General features: G+C 55.1%; 10 protein-coding genes. 2 read left to right on the top strand and 8 right to left on the bottom strand.

The window, feature by feature from the left end; all coding sequences use genetic code 11:
- Positions 1-171 precede the first annotated feature (171 nt).
- From KI379_RS23515 to KI379_RS23485, 7 genes are all read right to left on the bottom strand, one after another.
- A complete protein-coding gene (locus KI379_RS23515) occupies positions 172-5,760 on the bottom strand; it encodes a glycosyl hydrolase family 28-related protein (RefSeq protein ID WP_144025462.1) in 5,589 nt (1,862 codons plus the stop codon).
- A gap of 210 nt (positions 5,761-5,970) precedes the next feature.
- Positions 5,971-6,831 carry an NAD-dependent epimerase/dehydratase family protein gene (locus tag KI379_RS23510; protein ID WP_076172901.1) on the bottom strand — a complete coding sequence of 287 codons (861 nt, stop codon included), beginning with the start codon at positions 6,829-6,831 and terminating at the stop codon, positions 5,971-5,973.
- Between the two features lie 26 nt (positions 6,832-6,857).
- Entirely contained in the window at positions 6,858-8,069 is a 1,212-nt protein-coding gene (locus tag KI379_RS23505; protein ID WP_212985048.1) for an enolase C-terminal domain-like protein, read from the bottom strand.
- A 30-nt stretch (positions 8,070-8,099) separates the two neighbouring features.
- The gene (locus KI379_RS23500) at positions 8,100-10,856 is read right to left on the bottom strand and encodes an alpha-mannosidase (protein ID WP_212985047.1); all 2,757 of its coding nucleotides are present in this window, start codon (positions 10,854-10,856) and stop codon (positions 8,100-8,102) included.
- Between the two features lie 65 nt (positions 10,857-10,921).
- Positions 10,922-11,740: a carbohydrate ABC transporter permease gene (locus KI379_RS23495; RefSeq protein WP_076172898.1), complete on the bottom strand. Its 819-nt coding sequence runs from the start codon at positions 11,738-11,740 to the stop codon at positions 10,922-10,924.
- A gap of 13 nt (positions 11,741-11,753) precedes the next feature.
- Complete coding sequence (locus tag KI379_RS23490; protein ID WP_076172897.1) at positions 11,754-12,647, bottom strand: carbohydrate ABC transporter permease; 894 nt, start codon at positions 12,645-12,647, stop codon at positions 11,754-11,756.
- 88 nt (positions 12,648-12,735) lie between these two features.
- Positions 12,736-14,121 carry an ABC transporter substrate-binding protein gene (locus tag KI379_RS23485; RefSeq protein ID WP_212985046.1) on the bottom strand — a complete coding sequence of 462 codons (1,386 nt, stop codon included), beginning with the start codon at positions 14,119-14,121 and terminating at the stop codon, positions 12,736-12,738.
- Positions 14,122-14,555: 434 nt separating this feature from the next.
- Between KI379_RS23485 and KI379_RS23480 the strand changes: the two genes are divergently transcribed.
- Entirely contained in the window at positions 14,556-15,695 is a 1,140-nt protein-coding gene (locus tag KI379_RS23480) for a GntR family transcriptional regulator (RefSeq protein ID WP_212985045.1), read from the top strand.
- Between the two features lie 89 nt (positions 15,696-15,784).
- Here the strand turns inward: KI379_RS23480 and KI379_RS23475 are convergent, their stop codons facing one another.
- Complete coding sequence (locus KI379_RS23475) at positions 15,785-17,275, bottom strand: glycoside hydrolase family 43 protein (RefSeq protein ID WP_212985044.1); 1,491 nt, start codon at positions 17,273-17,275, stop codon at positions 15,785-15,787.
- A gap of 173 nt (positions 17,276-17,448) precedes the next feature.
- Between KI379_RS23475 and KI379_RS23470 the strand changes: the two genes are divergently transcribed.
- Positions 17,449-18,372 carry a WD40/YVTN/BNR-like repeat-containing protein gene (locus tag KI379_RS23470; protein WP_212985043.1) on the top strand — a complete coding sequence of 308 codons (924 nt, stop codon included), beginning with the start codon at positions 17,449-17,451 and terminating at the stop codon, positions 18,370-18,372.
- Positions 18,373-18,714 lie beyond the last annotated feature (342 nt).

Genomic DNA, 18,714 nt, shown 5'->3' with positions numbered 1-18,714 from the left:
ACCCGCCTTCCATGAGGCGATTTTAAACTATTCAGGCCTTATGAAAAGAAAACGCGACTCCCGCCTCTTCACCACCCCCCTGAATCCCATCCGATGAAAGGACGCAAAAAAAGCCTGTGCACGATCGCTCGCAAGCGATGCTGTGCACAGGCATGTCATTGCCAACTTGCCCTAAGGCAGCAGATTATACAAGCGGTACACCAGAACCGCCGTTTCCGCCCGCGTGATCGGTTCTTTCGGATGGAACTTGCCGCCGTCACCCTGCAGCAGCTTCGCATCCGCCAAAGCTTGGACGGCATCGCGGGCATAGGCTGCAATCGCATCCGAGTCGGCGAATCCGCCCGCGGAGGCTTGGCTACCAGCCGCTGCCGGCAGGATGCCTGCCGCATCCATGGCGCGGTAGATCATGACGGCCGCGTCTTCCCGCTTGATCGGGGCGTCCGGCAGGAAAAGGGTCCCGCCCCCCTGAACGATTCCGAGCGCTCTCGCGATGCCGACGGCCTCGTTATAATAAGCATCTTGCGGCACATCCGTAAACCGCTCGGCGCTTTCGGTGTGATTCCGGTTGAGTTCAAAAGCTTGAACCAGAAGAGCCGCAAAGTCCGCTCTTCGGATCATCGCTTGCGGTTGATAGGCCGACTCGGATACGCCGTGAACGATCCCTTTGGCCGCAAGAGCTTCGATGGCCTGACGGGCCCAAGCGAGGTTCCCGATATCCTGAAACGTATGCTCATCGTAACCAACGGCGTACACTCCAGGCTGCCAAGCCTTGAATACGATGTGTCCCAAAGACGGGACGTATTTGCCGCTTGGAACCGGTGTATATTGCCCTTGTTCTCCGGGCAGCCGTACGACGAGCTTCTCCGGATTCTTCGCTTCGCCGGAGCCCGGCTGATAAGGCAGCATGACCTTGATCGGCGCGGGCGCATCCGTCCATTGGAGCGATACTCCCTTGGCAGTAGCGAGCTGCACCGAGACCGCCGGTCTTTCGCCGAAGATGGATGCCGCATCCTTGCCCGTTCCTGCGCGATTCACCTTGCTGATGCTCACGACGACGGATTCGCCAAGCTGTTCCTTGGACGCGGCCAGCAGATCGCCCGGAATCCACAGATTCCCCAATTCCGTATGAATGTCCAGCGAGCGTGCTGCCTGTTTATCCGCAACCAGCTCTGCTGGGAGCTCCAGGGCATACCCTTCGGCCCCGGCAGCAGCCTTCAGCTGCACGACCAGCGTCTTCGTCCCGCCTTGGCCTGCCTGAATTCCGCCGAATGCCTGCTCAGCCTCCTTGCTGTCCAGGCGGACGCTCGCCAGCTTGGACGCTTGATCCAATACCGGCGATAACGTCAAGCTATTCTTTCCGGATGGATCTGGATTGGAGCCTCCGCCGGTTGGTGTACCGCTCCCTGCCGACCCGGAACCAGAGCTGGAGCCGGAACCGGAGTTCCCTCCTCCATTCGATCCCGGTCCTCCGGGATGCTCTTCTCCGCCCGGATCCGTTCCGGGCTTCGTGCCAATGGCAGCGAGCCGGGCCTGCAAGGATTTCTTCAGTCCGCCATCCGGCAGAAGAAGCACGAAATTGGCAGCGGCATCGACGGTGCTGACGTCTTTCTTTTGCTCCGCCGACTTCACGCTGGCCTGAGCCGATTTCTCCAGCAGTTTCACATAATCGTCCTGCAGGAGGTACAGATTGCCGAACAATCCGGCATCCTTGCTTGTGCCGATACCTCCGTTAAACTCCATGAACCCGGACCGGCCGTCCCCGTCATTTTCGTTGACGAGCAGCGCAAGCCCAATCGGTTTATCTGCGCGGAAATCGTAGCCCGCACCGTGAAGCGCCTCAAATGGAAGGGTCAGCTCATAATGCGTTACCTTGGCTGTTTCGTCGCGGGTAACGACTGCCTGAACGGATTCCAGCGGACCCGGCGTTATCCCATCCGGAGCACGCCATCTCCATTTCTGCACGCTGCCGTCCTCGTTCAGCGCAAACCCGAGCTCGTTCACCTGGCGGCTGGCCGCGCCGTCTTCCTTCGCCAGGTCGATACCGACCTGCAGGCTGTCGCCCTGCCATATATCGCCGCCTGTAAACGTCTGGCTGTGGACGTTGTCCTTGACATCTACGTTAACGTACAAGTGGGCTTCATCCCAGGTGACCTTGGAGGTGAGCCCGAGATCATCGGCGCCTCCCCAGCTTCCGCCAACGCTGTAGTAATGCTCCGGACCGGACACTTCAATGGTTGGCGTGTGGTCCGCGGTCTCGCTTCGCGATGCGAAGGACTGGGACAGCTTGACCGACGTTTCATAACGTTCCCCGTTATCCAGCGCAACCCTGAACTTCAGGGAATCGGCTGATAAGTAAGGGATGGCCACACTGCGGGTTTCGCCCTTTTTTAGATTGTCAAAACGGATCGGCTTCAGCGCTTCTTCATACATGCCGGGGCTGACCCATTCGATTTGTCCCTTCAGCGTTCCATCTCCGGCCGCATTGGTTATCGACAGCACCGTTCCTGTATTTTCCGGGTGTGAAGGATCGAAGGGCGCCTTCTCTAACTTCAGCGTCACAGGATAGAGATTGCTTCCCGACACTTTGCCCGGCGCATCGTTCTGAATTTGAAGTCCCCCGCTGGCCAGGTTGTTGGATACGACCATCTTGTCGATGCCCGGCCCTGCATACACATGGGTCGTTTGGGACTGCTGGAAATAGGAATCGTACAGTCCGATGTCACCGCCGACGGCGTTAATGCCGATGTCGCCGACTTTGGTGAAGTTGGCCTGCTGAATCCGCACGGTGCCCCCGAAGATATCGAAGGAACGGTTCGTATCGCCCCACATCGAAGAATTGAAAAACACCGCTTTGGAGCCGAAGTCTTTGCCGACCTCAACGTAGACTTTGTCGGTCGTGCTGATCGAGACCAGCTCCGTGTTGATGAACTGGAGTCCCGCCTTGTCCGCGCCTTCCAGCACGGCTCCTTTTTTGCTTCCGTCCGTGCCGTGGCCGATCACGACGGCTTCAGGGCCCTGCCCGTCCTGTCCTTCGAAATGGATGCCGAACTTCGAACCGAAGACGAAGGTGTTAAAAATGGTCTCCTGTTTCACGTTGCCGATGCGGAAAGCATCCAGATGGTCCTTCTGGTAACTCCAGACCATGTCGGAGTCCGCGCCGGTGGATGGATGGTTCGGGTAATTGCTGCGCCCGTAATAATGCGGATTGAACTGGACGTTCCGCAAGTATCCGCCCTGCGCACCTCCGCCCAGGTAAATCCCTTCCTTCAGCGGGGAACCTGCCACGTAATCGATGTAATGCCCGCTCGTATCGTATGTTCCAAAATCGACGGCCTGGTATGGATTGACCAGCGTCGTATCAATCAGGTAAACGTCCTTCCCTTGGCCTTGAACGGTCCACGGGTAAGGCTTGACCGGATTCGCCTCGGTCCAGGTTTGATGGTCGTAATAAACGGATATCCCACGGAGGCCCGCCGACGCTTTTAACTGGATCAACGCCGGGGCATCCGGTTCATTTTCCCCGTAGTTCGTAAAAATGACCGTACCGCCGCCAATCGTATGATGCGGAACATCAAAGTTGCCGCGCAATTCTACGCCGGCCGGTACAACGAGCGGCTGCTCGACCCGGTAGATCCCGGCCGGCATATACACCGTGCCGCCGCCAGCATCACCGGCATCGCTTAGAGCCTGCTGGATCACCTGAGAGGCATCCTCATTCCCGGTCGGATCGGCGGAGTACGGAGCATTCACCACATTAAACAATCGGCTCGTCGCCGGCTTGGGACGTGCGGCGATATCCACGGATGGCACCTCAGGAAGGCGGTCCAGGACATACTTGTCGTCTTGGCGGATATTCAGGTCCGTCGATTGGCTGTGATTGGTTACGGACAGCTTGCCGTCATATCCCGAGTTGATGGAATTTACCGTTCCGACATTCCCTTCAAGCAGGAGATGCCGATCGGGTTTGGCGAAGCTGGAAGCCCCCAGTATCAGCGATCCGCCGCGGGCGACGATCGCATAGTCTTCGCTGCCGTCCCCCCAGTTTGCGAACGTGCTGTTTTCGAAGGATAAGGTGCCGCTGCCCTCGTTCAGAACCGCCTGATCGGGGTGCCCGCCAACTGTAACGCCGTTAAACTGAACAATAGAATTGAAGCCCTGCGTCGCGTAAATGGCAATCGGATGCTGCCCGGCGCCAGCTTCGAACCGGCTGTCCGAAATCAGCAGGCCGTAATTGTTGACGCCCTCAATCTTGAGCGCGACATGGCAATCCTCGACCTGGATCTTGTACAGCTGCGCATTGGCCGATTCAAGGCTGCCGGTTCTTGTCGTCATCCGCATGCCCGTCTCATATCCGGAAATATGGATGTCCGACATGTATTCCCAATCGGAGCGGCCCATTACGATACCCTCGGCGTGGCCCGTCATGTAATCATGCAGTTCGCCGCGTTCGGGCGATCCCGCGAGGCCCGAGCCGGACCAGAGATCCGGGGACAAATGAATCCCCTCCAGCCGTCCGATATCCGTCGTATAATCGAGGAAAATGCCTGTCTTCAGCGTGGTACCATAGAGATTTTTGACGTAATGCAGTTCGTTCCAGTCCGGTCCGATCTTGATCCCCTGGTAAGCATTGACCAGCGTGACATTCTTGACGGTCGCACTGTCGCCGGGAAGCTGTTCGATCGTCCACGGATATGGTGACGGATCGGATGCGTTTTGTTCCGGATACCAGATGGACAGGTTCGTCACGCCGCTGGAGGGCTGCAGCTTGATGAAGCTCGTGCCTGTCTCCTGTCCCTTACCGGCGTAGACGGCAAGAACGGTGCCCAGAACCTTGCCGCCCTGCGCTTCCGGATTCGCCCAATCGCCGCGGAGCGTGACTCCTGTCGGGACGACAAGCTCGCTTGTCAGCCTGTACATGCCTGAAGGCACGTACACGACGCCCCCACCTTGGCTTCCCGCATCGGCCAGCGCTTCCTGGAAGGCGCGGGTGTCATCCGTGCTCCCATCCCCTTTGGCGCCATAATCCGTCACACTGCGGTCGGCAATGACGATATCGTCCGTCGGATATACCGTGTCATAGACCTTGGTTTCGTGGGTCCCCGACGATTCACGGGGCTGCTTCGTCACGGTCACCTTCGCCAAATACAGCTCGGGATTCTGTGCCTTCGCTCCGGCGCCGGTGACGCCGATCCGGAAATCCGCACCGTTTGTACGGTTCTCAAAGCGCGCGTCGCTCAGCTTGAAGGTATGCGTCTTCCAGGTCCCCGAATTTACGTACGAAAACAGCGGGGCGTCCTTAAAAGCGGACTGCTTGGAATCATACTGAAGCACCATGTCCCCATTGCCTTGGTCATAATATTCGGCCGTTACCAAAACGTCCTGATCGCTAAGATCTCCCGCGAAGTCGTCATCCACATTGAAATAAAAGTAGAGGATGTTCTGTGCCGGATCATTCGGATTTACCGCTTGATTGGTTTTCCAGTACGTTTTACCGTCCATTTCGCCCACCTGCAGGCCTTCCTCCGGACCGTCCCCCGGACGGGCGGTCATGCCTTGCCCTTCCGGCGTTTCCCCGAGCGTAATGTATACGGAATCGGTGACCGTTACCGGGGCGGATGGCGGAAGCTGGCTTCCGCCATCCGCATCCTCACCATCGGCGGCGGCTCTAAGTGGATCCGGGGCCATCCAGAATAAGGAGACGACCATCACGATGACGGTTATTTGCGCGATAAAGCGCCTAAAGCTCCATCGATTGTTCACGATTATTCCTCCCATGCTTGATTTGCTTATCAAGCTGCACGAAAGCAACGCTGCTTCGCTGCGGGATCATGATTGTATTCGCTTTCAATTTTGCAGCAAAAAAACCATCGGCAATACACCCGAGCTTGTCCCGTATCCAATTTAGCTTGCGGCACCTCCCCCTTTCAGCAGGCGGCTTGCTTCATCTATGAACCTTAAGGAATACCGGCCTTAACGGCCGGCGTTCCTCCAGGAATGAGCAGGCTCCCAGTTCAGGACCGACTTCGCCCGGGCGTTGGACACGAGCGCCGTCAACTTACCTGGGTCCTTGCCTGGAAAAGGCACCTGCGGATAATACTTGGCAGCCAGCTCGCTGACGCTTGCATCGCTCAGCAAGTCGCTGGATGTGACGTTCAAACGGCATGCCTCTGCCTGGCCTTGCACGGGTGCTTCCAGCGCAAGCCTGCAGGCGGAAGCGGCGTCGCGCGCGTCGACATAGCTCCATAGAATGCGGTGATGTCTGGCGGTATCGCTGAAGGCAGCAATCTCCCGATCGTATTCATTCGGCGCCAGAATCAAAGAGAAGCGGAGGGCATAGATCTCCATGCCGGTACGGCGGGCGAACATATCGCCCGTCTGTTCGTTCACCTGCTTGGACAGCCCGTAGCTTTCCTGCGGCAGCAGCACATGCTCCTCGTCAACGGGGAGCGTATGCGGCGGAAAGGGATGCTTCGCCCAGCAGAATCCATAGGCCGATTCGCTCGATCCGAATACGACGCGCTGGATGCCGAGCTTCGAAGATGCCTCCAGGATGTTGTATGTCGCCATGACATTGTTGGCGAAGATCCGCTCCGGCGAAAAGTTGATAGGATTCGGCACGGCAGCCAGGTGAACCACCGCATCCGACTCCGCCAAAATACCGTACACCTCGCCAAGCTGGGTCAAATCCCCCTGGACATAGCGGGCATAACGGTTTCTCCCGCTTGCCGGGCGGGCATCCGTTCCGATGACCCGGTATCCTGCATGGTTAAGCTCTTGAACGACGTAGTGGCCCAGTTTTCCTTCCGAGCCGGTCACGACGATTTGTTTCATGATCTTTTCCTCCTTCCAGCCGGACCTTACGGACGAATCAGCGTTCCATCCGGCTTGCGGTCCAGCTTGTATGGGTGATGGTATGCTGCCAGGGAACCTTGATCCTTTACCAGGGCTGCCGCCTTTTGCTCGTCGATATCGATGCCAAGCCCCGGTTTATCGTTCAGCTTCAAATGCCCGTGCTCCAAAACCGCGTGGCCCGGGAAGGCCTCCTTCTCCTCGCTGCGGAAATGGTTGACCTCCTGTACGCCAAAGCTCATGATCGCCATGTCCAGATGTGCGGCCGCGATTTGGTTGACCGGGTCGTTCTCCCCGCCTTCCTGCCACGCGGTGCGAACGCCGAAAGCTTCGCAGACGGCGGCAATTTTGCGGCATGGGGTAATGCCGCCGGCCTTGGAGACGCGCATCCGGACAAAGTCGATCAAGCGCTCCTGCACCAGCGGGAGCCACTCCTGCGGGTGAACAAACAATTCGCCGACGGCCTGCGGCGTGGTGCTCGTTTCTTTGACCCGCCGGTACCATCCCGTATGCTCCGATTGCAGCAAGTCTTCCACGAAGAACAGGCGGTATGGATCCAGCGCTCTCGATAAGCTGACGGCGCCGGAAGGCGTCAAATGCTCGTGAACGTCATGCGTAAAGCCCAGGCTCATGCCGAACCGTACACGCAGCTTCTCGAACATGTCCGGGATCGCCGTGATGTAGCTGGCTTCATCGAATACATTGGCAGGAGGGAATTTCGATACGCCCTGTGGAGTGACGAATCCGCCTCCGCCGTAGCCCCCAAGCTGGCAGCGGATCACGCCGAAGCCCTGCTCCTGAAAGGCATGCACCTCTTCCTCCAGCTGCTCGTATGTGGCACCGTTAGCATGCGCATAACAAGGAACGGCCGAACGGACCGCGCCGCCCAGAAGCTGGTACACGGGCATCCCCGCTTCCTTCCCCTTGATGTCCCACAGCGCCATGTCGATACCGCCCATGGCGGTATGGAGCGTAGAGCCGTTGCGCCAGTAACCGCTCGTATACATCGTCTGCCACAGATCTTCGATCTGGCCGGCATCCCGTCCGATAAGCACCGGTGCCAGCAGTTCCTCAATGACACTGACCACGGCTCCCGGCTGGTAAATATCACTGGCCGAGCCGATGCCGTACAATCCGTCCTGGTCCGTCATGACTTTAACGATGACCCAGCTTCCATCATGTCTCGTTCGAATGCAGCGTACTGCCGTTATGTTGGCCATACCGCTTTCCCCTCCCCAAAATGGACTATATTAACGCAGAGCCGGACGAATGCCGACTGTCTGAATTTTTGCCGGCCCCAGTTCTACCGTATACCGGCTTTGCTCGTTTCTCCCCATCTCTTCCCCGCGCTGTTCAATGATGGTGCTCTCATAGACGCCGTCCACCTGGAATGAAGGCGCGAATGACAGAGTCGTCGGCGCTGCCGATGAAACGTTAAATACCCGGAACATTAGATCCTCATTCTCCTCGCCAAGCTTGAGTGCGCTGAAGGCAAGGCGATCGCCTTCCCATTCGAGGAACGCATGATTTGCCGGCAGCTTGCCGCCGTGAACTCCCGTCTGACGAACCGTCCATGGAACCGGGAATTGATAAGCCTCGATAAATGCGCCGGATTCAACCACATTGGCATCATGGGAAATCAGCTCCATTTCCAGGACATGCGTTCCCAGGCACTGCGCTTCAGGCGTCGCAAATACGCCCCAATCCCCAAGCTCTCTGACGCCGCGCACGAGCGTCACCGCCATCGTGTTATGCGCCGGAAGCACTTCGTATTCGTTCAGTCCCTGATTCGCGACGGTAAGTCCCGCGATGCCGTCGCTCAAGCTGATGAACGCGTTCTGATGCTGGGCGTTGCTCGGATTGCTCCACGCGGCTTCAGGCTGAATCGGGCGCCGAGCCACTTCATAAATGGAGTCCGCCATCACATGGCCCGTTGCCAGTCCGGTCTTGAACAGCATGCGGATGCGGTGGTCCTTCACCGTGTTGTCGATCATGCTCCGGATGCCGACAGAGCGGCTGTCCTTGCCCAGGGTGAGCTCCGTGACGATCTTCACCCCGGCCGTCTCGCTAACGCGGCGGGATTTGCGGTACCGGAAAGGGACCATGGAGCGAATCTCTTCGTCCAGCAGCGCATCCGCTCCAAGCGGCAGGTTCCAGACGCGCTCGATCCGGTATACGGCGGCCAGCGGCGTATGCTTCACCAGCCGGATATCCGCCGAAAGGCCCTCCGTCGTCAGCGGCACCTCTCCATCCGGCTGCCGGTACATGTATTCGTTCCCGATGTCGCCCGTGTCCTCGTAAATGCCAAGCCCTTCATACTTCCGGCCATTCACTTTATCCAACAGCGTAAAGGAGCCGTCTTCCGTGATCTCCACCCGAAGATACCGGTTCTCCATCGCGTTGCCACCTGCGTTCACGCCGCCTGCAGCAGGCGAAATGGACTCGGCTTTGGTCAGGGAATCCTTGCGGACAAGGGCGTAGGTCCGGTAACCGATTCCCGGGACGTCCTTGACGTAGAGCTCCACATCCACCTGAAAAGCCCAATAAGGCTGACGGAACCGGTCATCCGGGAGGTCATAGCCGAATACCGGGCCGAGCGGCTCGATGTTAGCCTCAACCGGCTTGCCTCCTTCGTCCGTTACGATCCATTCCTCCGGATCAAAAGCCCGGTACTCTTCTTTGAACGCTTCGTATTTCTCGTGCGGAGCCTGATGATCGAAATAGCGGCGCTCTATGTCCACCGTCATGCGAACCGCGCCGGAACGGGGGTGGCCCGACGTGTTAAAGACGACGAAAGGCCGCGCCGATTCCGGGTCAAAGCCGGAGGTGTCCACGGCAGCAGCTACCGCCGCGGCGCTGTCCGCAGCGATCGACTCTGCCACCTGCTGCGACTTGGCAAAGCGCGTCATCATCTCGCGGTGCACCTCGTCAACGCTGCAGCCGCAAATGCTGTCATGCGGATGGTTTTGCAGCAGCGTCTTCCACGCATACAGCAGTTCGTGCCGCGGATAGGCCGCGCCGGTCAAATGGGCCATGACGGCGAGCGGCTCGGCCACCTTCTCCAGCAAGGTCTGGCTCCGCACGTTTTGCTGTTTGATGTACACCCGGGCCGACGCGGTATTGACGAGCGTGATCCACCCGTCCGTCCACTGGCTTCGGAGCTCGCCGCGCACGACATCGAGGGCATCCGGGTTCGCCTGACGAAGCGCTTCAATATACTCGGGGAAGCTGGAATGGCGGAACTCCACGTCCGGCAGCATCTCGCCGGCGGTGCGCAGCGCCCTGGACAGATCCTTCTGCAGCGGCTGGTGGTCGCAGCCGTTCATGAAGAGCAGCTCCGGTCCCGAAGCGAATGCTTCGGCGGCTGCCAGCTTTTCCGCCCAATACGCCTTTGCGGCTTCAGGGTCCGTCGGAATCTCCATCCCGTTGTTGTACCAGTTGGCGAACAGGATCGCCAAAACCCGGGACCCGTCGGGAGACTCCCAGTACATCTCGGAGTATTTTGACGTATGTTCGTTACCGGACTGGACCTCGTTGTTGAAGCCCACTGGCTTGACGCCGCGCCCGTATACGGCGACATCGATGCCCGCCTGGCGAATAAGCTGGGGGGCCTGCCCCATATTGCCGAAGGAGTCGGGAAAATAACCGATTTTCGCGTATCCCCCCATCTTTTTCGAGGCGAGGATCCCGATCAGCAGGTTGCGCGCATTCGCTTCGCTGCTGACCAGAAATTCATCTTGAAGAATGTACCAGGGACCGACGATCAGCTTCCCTTGTTCGACCAGCGAACGCACTTGCTCCGCCCGGTGCGGCATCATTTGCAAATAATCCTCCAGGACGATATATTGGCCGTCCAAATGAAAGCTGGCAAACTCCGGGTCCCGCTCGAAGGCCTCGATCAAATCCTCCATCAGGCGGACCAGCTTCAGCCGGTGTTTTTCGTATGGCAAATACCACTCTCTATCCCAATGCGAATGCGCAATAATATGCGCTGTTTTTATGGTCATCTCTTCCATCCCATTCTTGTATGTTTTCTAGTGCGCTATCGATGGTACGGCATGAATGATGCGTTTTACATTTTGACCGAACCGACGGTCATGCCTTTAACGTACATCTTTTGCATAAACGGAAACGCGATCAGGATCGGAATGACGGTGATCAGCGCTCCGGCCATCAGCTCGTTCCATTTTTTAAATGAGGAGGAATCCAGGTACATCAGCCCCATCGGCAGCGTGAACATCTCCTGCTTGTCGACGATAATCATCGGCCACAGAATGTTGTTCCAGCTTCCGATAAAGTTCAGAATGGCGATCGTTCCGATCGCCGGCAGGGCCAGCGGCAGATAGACACGCCAGTAAATCTTGAAGTTGCCGCAGCCGTCCAGAACGGCGCACTCGTACAGCTCATGCGATATGGTCCGGAAATAGCTCGTAAACAGGAAAATGGCAAACGGCGCGGCCCCGTTAATCATCGGCAGGATCATCCCGACGTACGTGTTCTGCAGGCCGAGATTCGTCATGTTGATATACAGCGGAATGAGCGTCGTCACGCCAGGAACGAGCAGCAGCGCGATGAACGTGTAATACACGAATTTTTTGCCTCTAAATCTGAACTTGGCGAACGAATACGCCATCATCGTATAAATCAGAACGACTCCAATAATGACGATGATGCTGACGACCACACTGTTGACGAAAAAGCGGTAAAAGTTCAGCTTGTTCCACACTTCTGCAAACGTAGACCACTCAGGCGCCCCTTTGGGGAGGGGTGACTGCGGATTGGCCAGCGCATCCTGGGATGTTTTCAAAGAGGTGCCGATCATCCACAAGAAAGGATACACGCAGGTCAGCCCGTATAAAACCAGAATGATGTGTTTGATAGTCTTGACCATCTCGGGTCCTCCTCTAAATGTCGACTTTGAACGACCGGATACTGAACATGGCAATGGCTCCGGTAATCAGGAAGGATATCCATCCGATCGCGCTGGCCAGTCCGTAATCGTTATTCAGGAACGCCGTCCGGTACACGAGCGTCCCGATGACCTCCGAGCTGCCCGAGGGTCCGCCGCCGGTCATGATGAACACGTTCTCGAACGCCTGGAACGCGCCGTTGACCATCTGGATGACCGCGATCAGCGTAATCGGCTTCAGAAGCGGCCATGTGATTTTCGTGATCATCGTCAGCTTGCTGGCTCCGTCAACGTTCGCGGCCTCATACAAGGTGGGATCGATCGAGGTTAATCCGGCATAATACAGAATCAGCGTGCCCGGAAGGCCGCCCCATATCGAAGTAATAATGATGCCGATCAGCGACGTGGACGAGCTCCCCAGCATTCCCCCGGGTACGGTCAGAAAGTCGAGTCCGATCGCATGAAACAGGGAGTTAAAAGCGCCGGTAGGCTCAAACAGTCCTTTCCATACATAAAAAATCGCCACGCCCGATGCGATCATCGGCAGGAAGTACACCGTGCGGTACAGCGACGCCATCTTCGTATTCTGCAGGACGAACGCCAGCACGATCGCGATGGGGATGACGATAACGACCTGGGCTGCACCGATCAGGACGTTATGCAGCAGTGAGTTGTAAAAGTTCTGAGTGACGATGGGGTCATCCCCGAGCAGAAACTGCCTGAAGTTAGCAAGGCCTTCGAAGCGGGCCGTCGAAAAGTCGATCCCCGACCAGTTGTAAAAACTGAGCAGAATCGAGAAGCCGACCGAATAGACGCCAACGGCGAGAAACAGGAGAACACCCGGCAGCAAAAACAGATACGGTACCCATTTATTTCTAGTTGTTATCATCTTCCATCACCTTTGGATTTGGATTAAGCAAGCGGCGGAAAGGCGCATGTCCCTGCCGCCGTTTGCATCATACAGCCAGAGCCGGTTATCAGTTGCCGCTGGCCTGCAGGCTCTTCATCGTATCGTCGAATTTTTTCGCAGCCTGTTCGGCCGTCATTTTCTTTTCGATCATGGATTGGATGGACTGGGCATACACTTCCCACTCCTTGTTCTTGCCCCGGAAAGCGCTGATCGCCGGCTGTGCTTCCGAATACGGTCCGGGCTCGGTGGCGAACGAGTCGACGATCGCCTTCAGGTTCGGATCAAGATCTTTGGCACGGTCGCCCAAATTCAGGGCCGGAACCGTATAGGCCGCATTCGCGAACGCAACGGCCGCATCCGGATCCGTGGTCATATACTTGATAAAATCAAGCGCGGCATCCTTGTTCTTCGAATCTTTATTCACGGACAGCATCGTCAGCGTGAACGGATCTGTCGTCCAGGAAGTGATTTTCGAGCCGTCAATCGGCGGCACAGGGAACGTGACGATATCCTCGGGTTTCATGCCCATCGCGAGCAGCGTGGACATCGTGAACGAACCGCCAAGGTCAAATGCTGCTTTGCCCGCGGCGAACGCCTGGTCCGCACCGTCGATATCCGTTGACAAAATGCCCGGCATCAGCAAGTCTTTGTCAGCGAGCGTCTGTACCGCCTGAACAACCGGCAGATGTTCCGGGTCGCTCATTTTCGCTTTTCGTTCGAGCAGGTCAATATACGATTGAGGCCCGCCATACATGATCGCCAGCGCGGATCCGGCCCAGTTCTCCCACAGGTCGGACGTTTTGGCGCCAAAGACAAGTCCCGGTGTTCCCGTCTTGCTCTTGATCGTTTCCATCATCGTGACGAACTCTTCCCACGTTTTCGGAGCTTCGGCGGTAAGCCCCGCCTTCTCGATCAGCTGCTTGTTGCCGTAAAAGGTAAAGAATCCGCCGATATCGAGCGGCAGTCCGTAGAACTGCCCCGCCTTCAACGACTTTTGTACTGTCGTGGCGTTTTTGTCCTTCTGCCAGGAATCGACTTGGCTCTGGGTCACCTTGATCGGATCCATGGCCGTACCGTAATACTTGCTCAGCACGTCGTCGCCGACTTCGCCCGACAGCTCAAGCACGGAGCCTTCGATGGAGTCGCCCGCTGTCGCCCACCAGTTGACGACGTCGGGGAGATTTTTCGAGTTGGCCGCCGCCTGAAACTTCTGTCTGTAAGTATCGTCAGGCGTAAAGGTCTCGACATCCACTTTCACTCCGGTCTTCTCCTCGTACAGCTTGGCTGCCGCTTCGATTCCCGGCGTGTAAGCGACCTTCCAGGTCCACATGGTCAAATGCTTGCTGCCTTCCGCGCTGCTGCCGCCCTCCTGCTTCTGTCCGCCTGAGCAAGCGCTTACAAACAAGCAAAGAACGGACAGCATCGTTACCATCAAGGTTGCTTTTCTTTTCATGGGATAACCACCTTTTCGCTTAATCGGTTAATATGGATTTTTATTTCTGAAGGACCATACGGATTGCAATCCCTTTCAATATGGCGGATTTGGATACCACCCCCTTGTTAAAATATGACAAGTACCACCCTTGCCCCGCATCGCTTCCAGCCTTCTTTTCCACGATGCCTTCACGATGTTCGACTCAACTTATGATAACAATATAAACATCTTATTTTTTAATGTAAATGTTTATTTTTTTATTACAACTTGGTTAGTGATAAGAATAGTATCACGAATAACCATTGAAATAACTCGTATTTTTCACTAGGTTATTTAGGGAAAGGAACTATAAAAACATACCATTCGATATAATAACTTGTATTTTATACTTGTTCGGGTTGGATAATTGTAATATATTTTAAACAGACCTATTCTCGAATGGAGCGCCAAACATGACGAAAAAGTTTACTCCCATGTATAAAAAAATCGAAAATTATATCCTGGAGCAGATCCGCAGCGGGAACTGGAAGCCGATGAACCGGATCCCCTCGGAGAATGAGCTCTCGGATCAATTCGGAGTAAGCCGGATTACGGTCAAGAATGCGCTGTCCGACCTCGTGGACAGAGGCATCGTATACCGCATGCAGGGAAAAGGAACCTTCGTGTCGGAACAAAGAGCGGAAGCTCTGTTTTCCCCGCAGTCGACCGAAGCGGCACTGCCGGCAAGCAAGACCGTCGGCTTTTTGCTGCCCCGCTTGGACAACCGTTTTACCGCCAATTTGCTCAGCGGTATTGAGGATTCTTTAGCTGAGAAAGGCTATCATCTGCTCTTTTCCAAAACGAATGACTCCCAGGAGTGTGAAATCCAGAAAATACGTGAGATGAAGCAGGCCGGCGTCGCCGGACTGATCATCTATCCCGTAGAAGGCGAAAATTACAATAACGAAATTCTGTCGCTGACACTGAACCGATTTCCGCTGGTGCTGTTGGACCGGCTGCTGAAAGGAGTGGAGACCAATTCGGTCAGCTCCAACAACTACGAAGCAGGCCAACAGGCCGTTCAGCATTTGTACGATCTGGGGCATCGGCATATCGGATTTATCTCCACCAAATCGGAAGGAACCTCGAGTATTGAGGATCGGCTCGCCGGATACGAGCAGGCACTGGAAGACCGCCACATTCTCATCGACCGCAGCCTGCAGATGACCCGTTTGGGGATGGACAATAGCGACGAAGAGGTCATCGAGATGATCCAGCAGTTTTTGCAGGCCAACCCGCATATGACCGCGGCCCTTTCTTCGAATTTCAGTCCGCATGTCATCCAGGCTGCCTTGGCTATGGGACTGCGGGTACCTGAGGATCTCTCCGTGGTCTTCTTTGATGACGTCGTATACCCCGATTTCAGCATCGTTCCCCCAACAGCCGTGGTGCAGCAGGAACGGGAGTTGGGCCGGGAGGCCGGAAAGCTCATTATCGAGCAGATCGAAAACGACGAACCCGAGTACAGGCAGATCAAGCTGCCGACCCGCCTCATTCCGCGCCGTTCGACGTCGGTGCATGCTGGCGTTTCCGTTTCCCCAAGAGGGCTGTGACGACGCATTTAAAAAGCAAAAAACCGACGTTTTCACGTCGGTTTTTTAATAGATAGAGAACCTTACGGCCCTCCCTTTCGATTGAAAAATTATAGATATTCGCATGTGAAATTCGAAAATTGGGCAGAAGCGTCTTTGCCGCATGCGTACAAACCGATGATCACACCCGTAAATCCTCCCGCTACTTCGGAAGAAAGGTATTTTGTCTGTGCGGTGCCAAGCTGTATTTCCTGGCCGTCCGCTCGCAGAAGGAACCGGTAGTGCGTAGGGCTGGCCTGGATTACCAGGGAGGCGCGGCTGCTATTTTTCAAATCGACAGCCTTCTCGATGGACTTGATATCCCCAACATTCAGGCGCTCAATGACCTCATACCCGCTTCCGCCTTGACGTATCGCCAAATCGTAATGATGGTTCTCGTCCATATAGAGCGTAATGCCGGCTTCGCCTTGAGTGAGGCTTACGTCGCAGGAAATCACCGCTTCAAAATCCTTTTGGCGAATTCCGATGAAAGTGGGAGAATCCGCTTGATCGAGCGTTATCTCGGTGCCTCTCAGCTCCAGCACGCCTTGCTCATACAAGTAGTTGCCAAGATCCGGATGGCGCAGATAACACCAGTCCTTGTCCCATTCCATATTTTCAAAAGTATAGCGCTTCTTCTCCTGCTGCATGACTTCATCCGGAATGCGGTCGGTTTCAAAGGACGACAGCGTCGTGCCATGATGTCCTGCCGTGAACCAGCCGTCCTCCCCGAACGTAACCGGTGTCAAAAATACCTCGCGCCCCAGATGATGATAAGGAATCCACTGTCCCATCTGCCGGAATCCCAGGTGAAGCAGCCACCAGCTTCCTTTCTCGTCTTGAACGAGATCGCCGTGGCCTACCGCCTGCACTTCATAGCCGCCCATATTCCGGTTGGTTAACACAGGGTTATGGGAATACGGTTCAAACGGTCCGGAAGGAGATTCTCCCCGCGCGTAGGTCACCATATGGCCAAACTCGGTGCCCCCTTCTGCGGCTACTAAATAATAGCGTCCGTCGATTTTGTATACATGCGGGGCTTCGAGATAGCGTCCTCCTGTCCCCTGCCAGATGGAGCGGCTTGGCGTCAGCTTCCGTCCGGTTTCGATGTCGATTACACACTGCACGATGCCGCCGATACCATCATCGTCCACACCGTTGCTCATAAAATAAGCTTTGCCGTCTTCAAAATATAAATCCGGATCGATCCCGCCCTGATCCACACCGATCGGGTCCGACCATTCTCCGTAGATGTCGTCCGTCCATACATAGAAGTTTTGGCGCGTCGTATCGTTGGTCGTGGTCATGTAGAACCGTCCGCCGTTATACCGCAGGGTAGGAGCAAATACACCGCCCGAGCTGTTGACCTTGTCCAGCTGAATTTGGCTCTTGCGCGTCAGACAATGGCCGATCTGGGTCCAGTTGATCAAATCCTTGCTTTCAAATAGAGGGACGCCGGGAAAATACTGCATCGAACTGCAAACGAGATAATAAGTATCGTTCACCTTGCAAACGCTGGGATCGGGATAAAACCCTTTGATGACCGGGTTATCATATTTCATGGGTTCACCTCTGTATGAGATCTGCATAGATGGTTTGAATTTTACCTTACCGCGAAGAACAAAAATACCCGAAAAATCAGCAGAAAAATCATGTCAAATTAAAACTTTATGATTATCCTGTCACTTGTTCAGAGCATCCATTGGATATAATCGCTAAAAAAGGAGGTATGTAGATGCTGCGTTTATCCATTCTTGCTCTGACCATGACTCTCCTTTCCGGAATGGTTGGCTGCTCCCAGGGGGCGGATGATCCCGGATCTCATCCCCAAGAGGCTGCTGCACACGAAACCGAAGGCAAGCTAAGTGAACAAGGCCCACCTGATTCAAATGCGTTAGAGAATGCCAATTCGGGCACTCTAGATGATCTCACAACAGAAACAAGTACGACAAAAGACAATCGCAGCAGTGAACCAACAGCTCGAGCAACTGAGGATTTCCCCGAACCAGCCCAAGTGCCGGAGAATGCCGAACGGATTTACGGCCATGCCACAGGCTCTGAAGGTTGGTTTATCTATTCAGCCCTTCAAGGCGGCCAAGCCAGCTTATTGACCTTTTACAGTCCGGATCGGGGAGCAAACTGGAAATCGTCCGCATGGAAGCTGGACCCTGACCTGAATCAAAGAATGACCGACAGTAATATCTTTGTTGCGATGGCTAAAACAGGCGGGAAGAATCAGATCTGGATCTTGCTTACTTCCGATCCTGGCGCAGGGTTAATGACGAAGAAATTGTACCTTTCAGACAACGAATGGCATTCCTTTTCCCTGGTATCCGACGTGTCCGATAAGGTTGAAGGTTATGTATCCGGCGTTACTTTTGCTGATGCCCAACATGGCTGGATTGCCGCAAGCTACCACGACAGCGTATCCGTCCCTCTATACAGAACCACAAATGGGGGCAAAAGCTGGGCTCTGCAACGCATCGATATCCCCGAAGGCTTTAAATACGGAAACGTGTCCCCGCCTCAATTCGATGCTTCAGACAGCAAGACCGGCAGCCTGGCCATAGAATTCGTAAGTGATACGGAGAACCGGACATACACCTATACAACAAAGGATGCCGGAGAACATTGGGATAATATGTTCCATTCAAAATAAGGAGGTGTATTACAAATCACTAATCTAGTGATTGTAGGGATATTATTTCTGGCAGTTTGTTGTATCCTAAACGAGATCATAAAGTATCTAGATAGGCGAGATCATGATGAGCCAGCACCGCGAAAAGTAAAAATATGGCTTGTACCTTTATTAGCTGTGTTAATTCTAGCCCCACTTATGGCTTTTGGAGTGTTATACAGTTTGTTTTTTTACTCTTTTGCTGAAATAACTAATTTATTGGACTTCAAGCAATACGATGACCTATTCGTATTTTCTATCTTTATCATTTCAGGATTCCTAATTTTCGAAACTCTAATAAATCCTTTGTTAATCACTTTTGTA

The sequence above is a fragment of the Paenibacillus cineris genome, assembly GCF_018333335.1.
GTDB classification, from domain to species: domain Bacteria; phylum Bacillota; class Bacilli; order Paenibacillales; family Paenibacillaceae; genus Paenibacillus_AQ; species Paenibacillus_AQ favisporus.
This window is presented reverse-complemented; position numbering and strand designations above follow the sequence as displayed.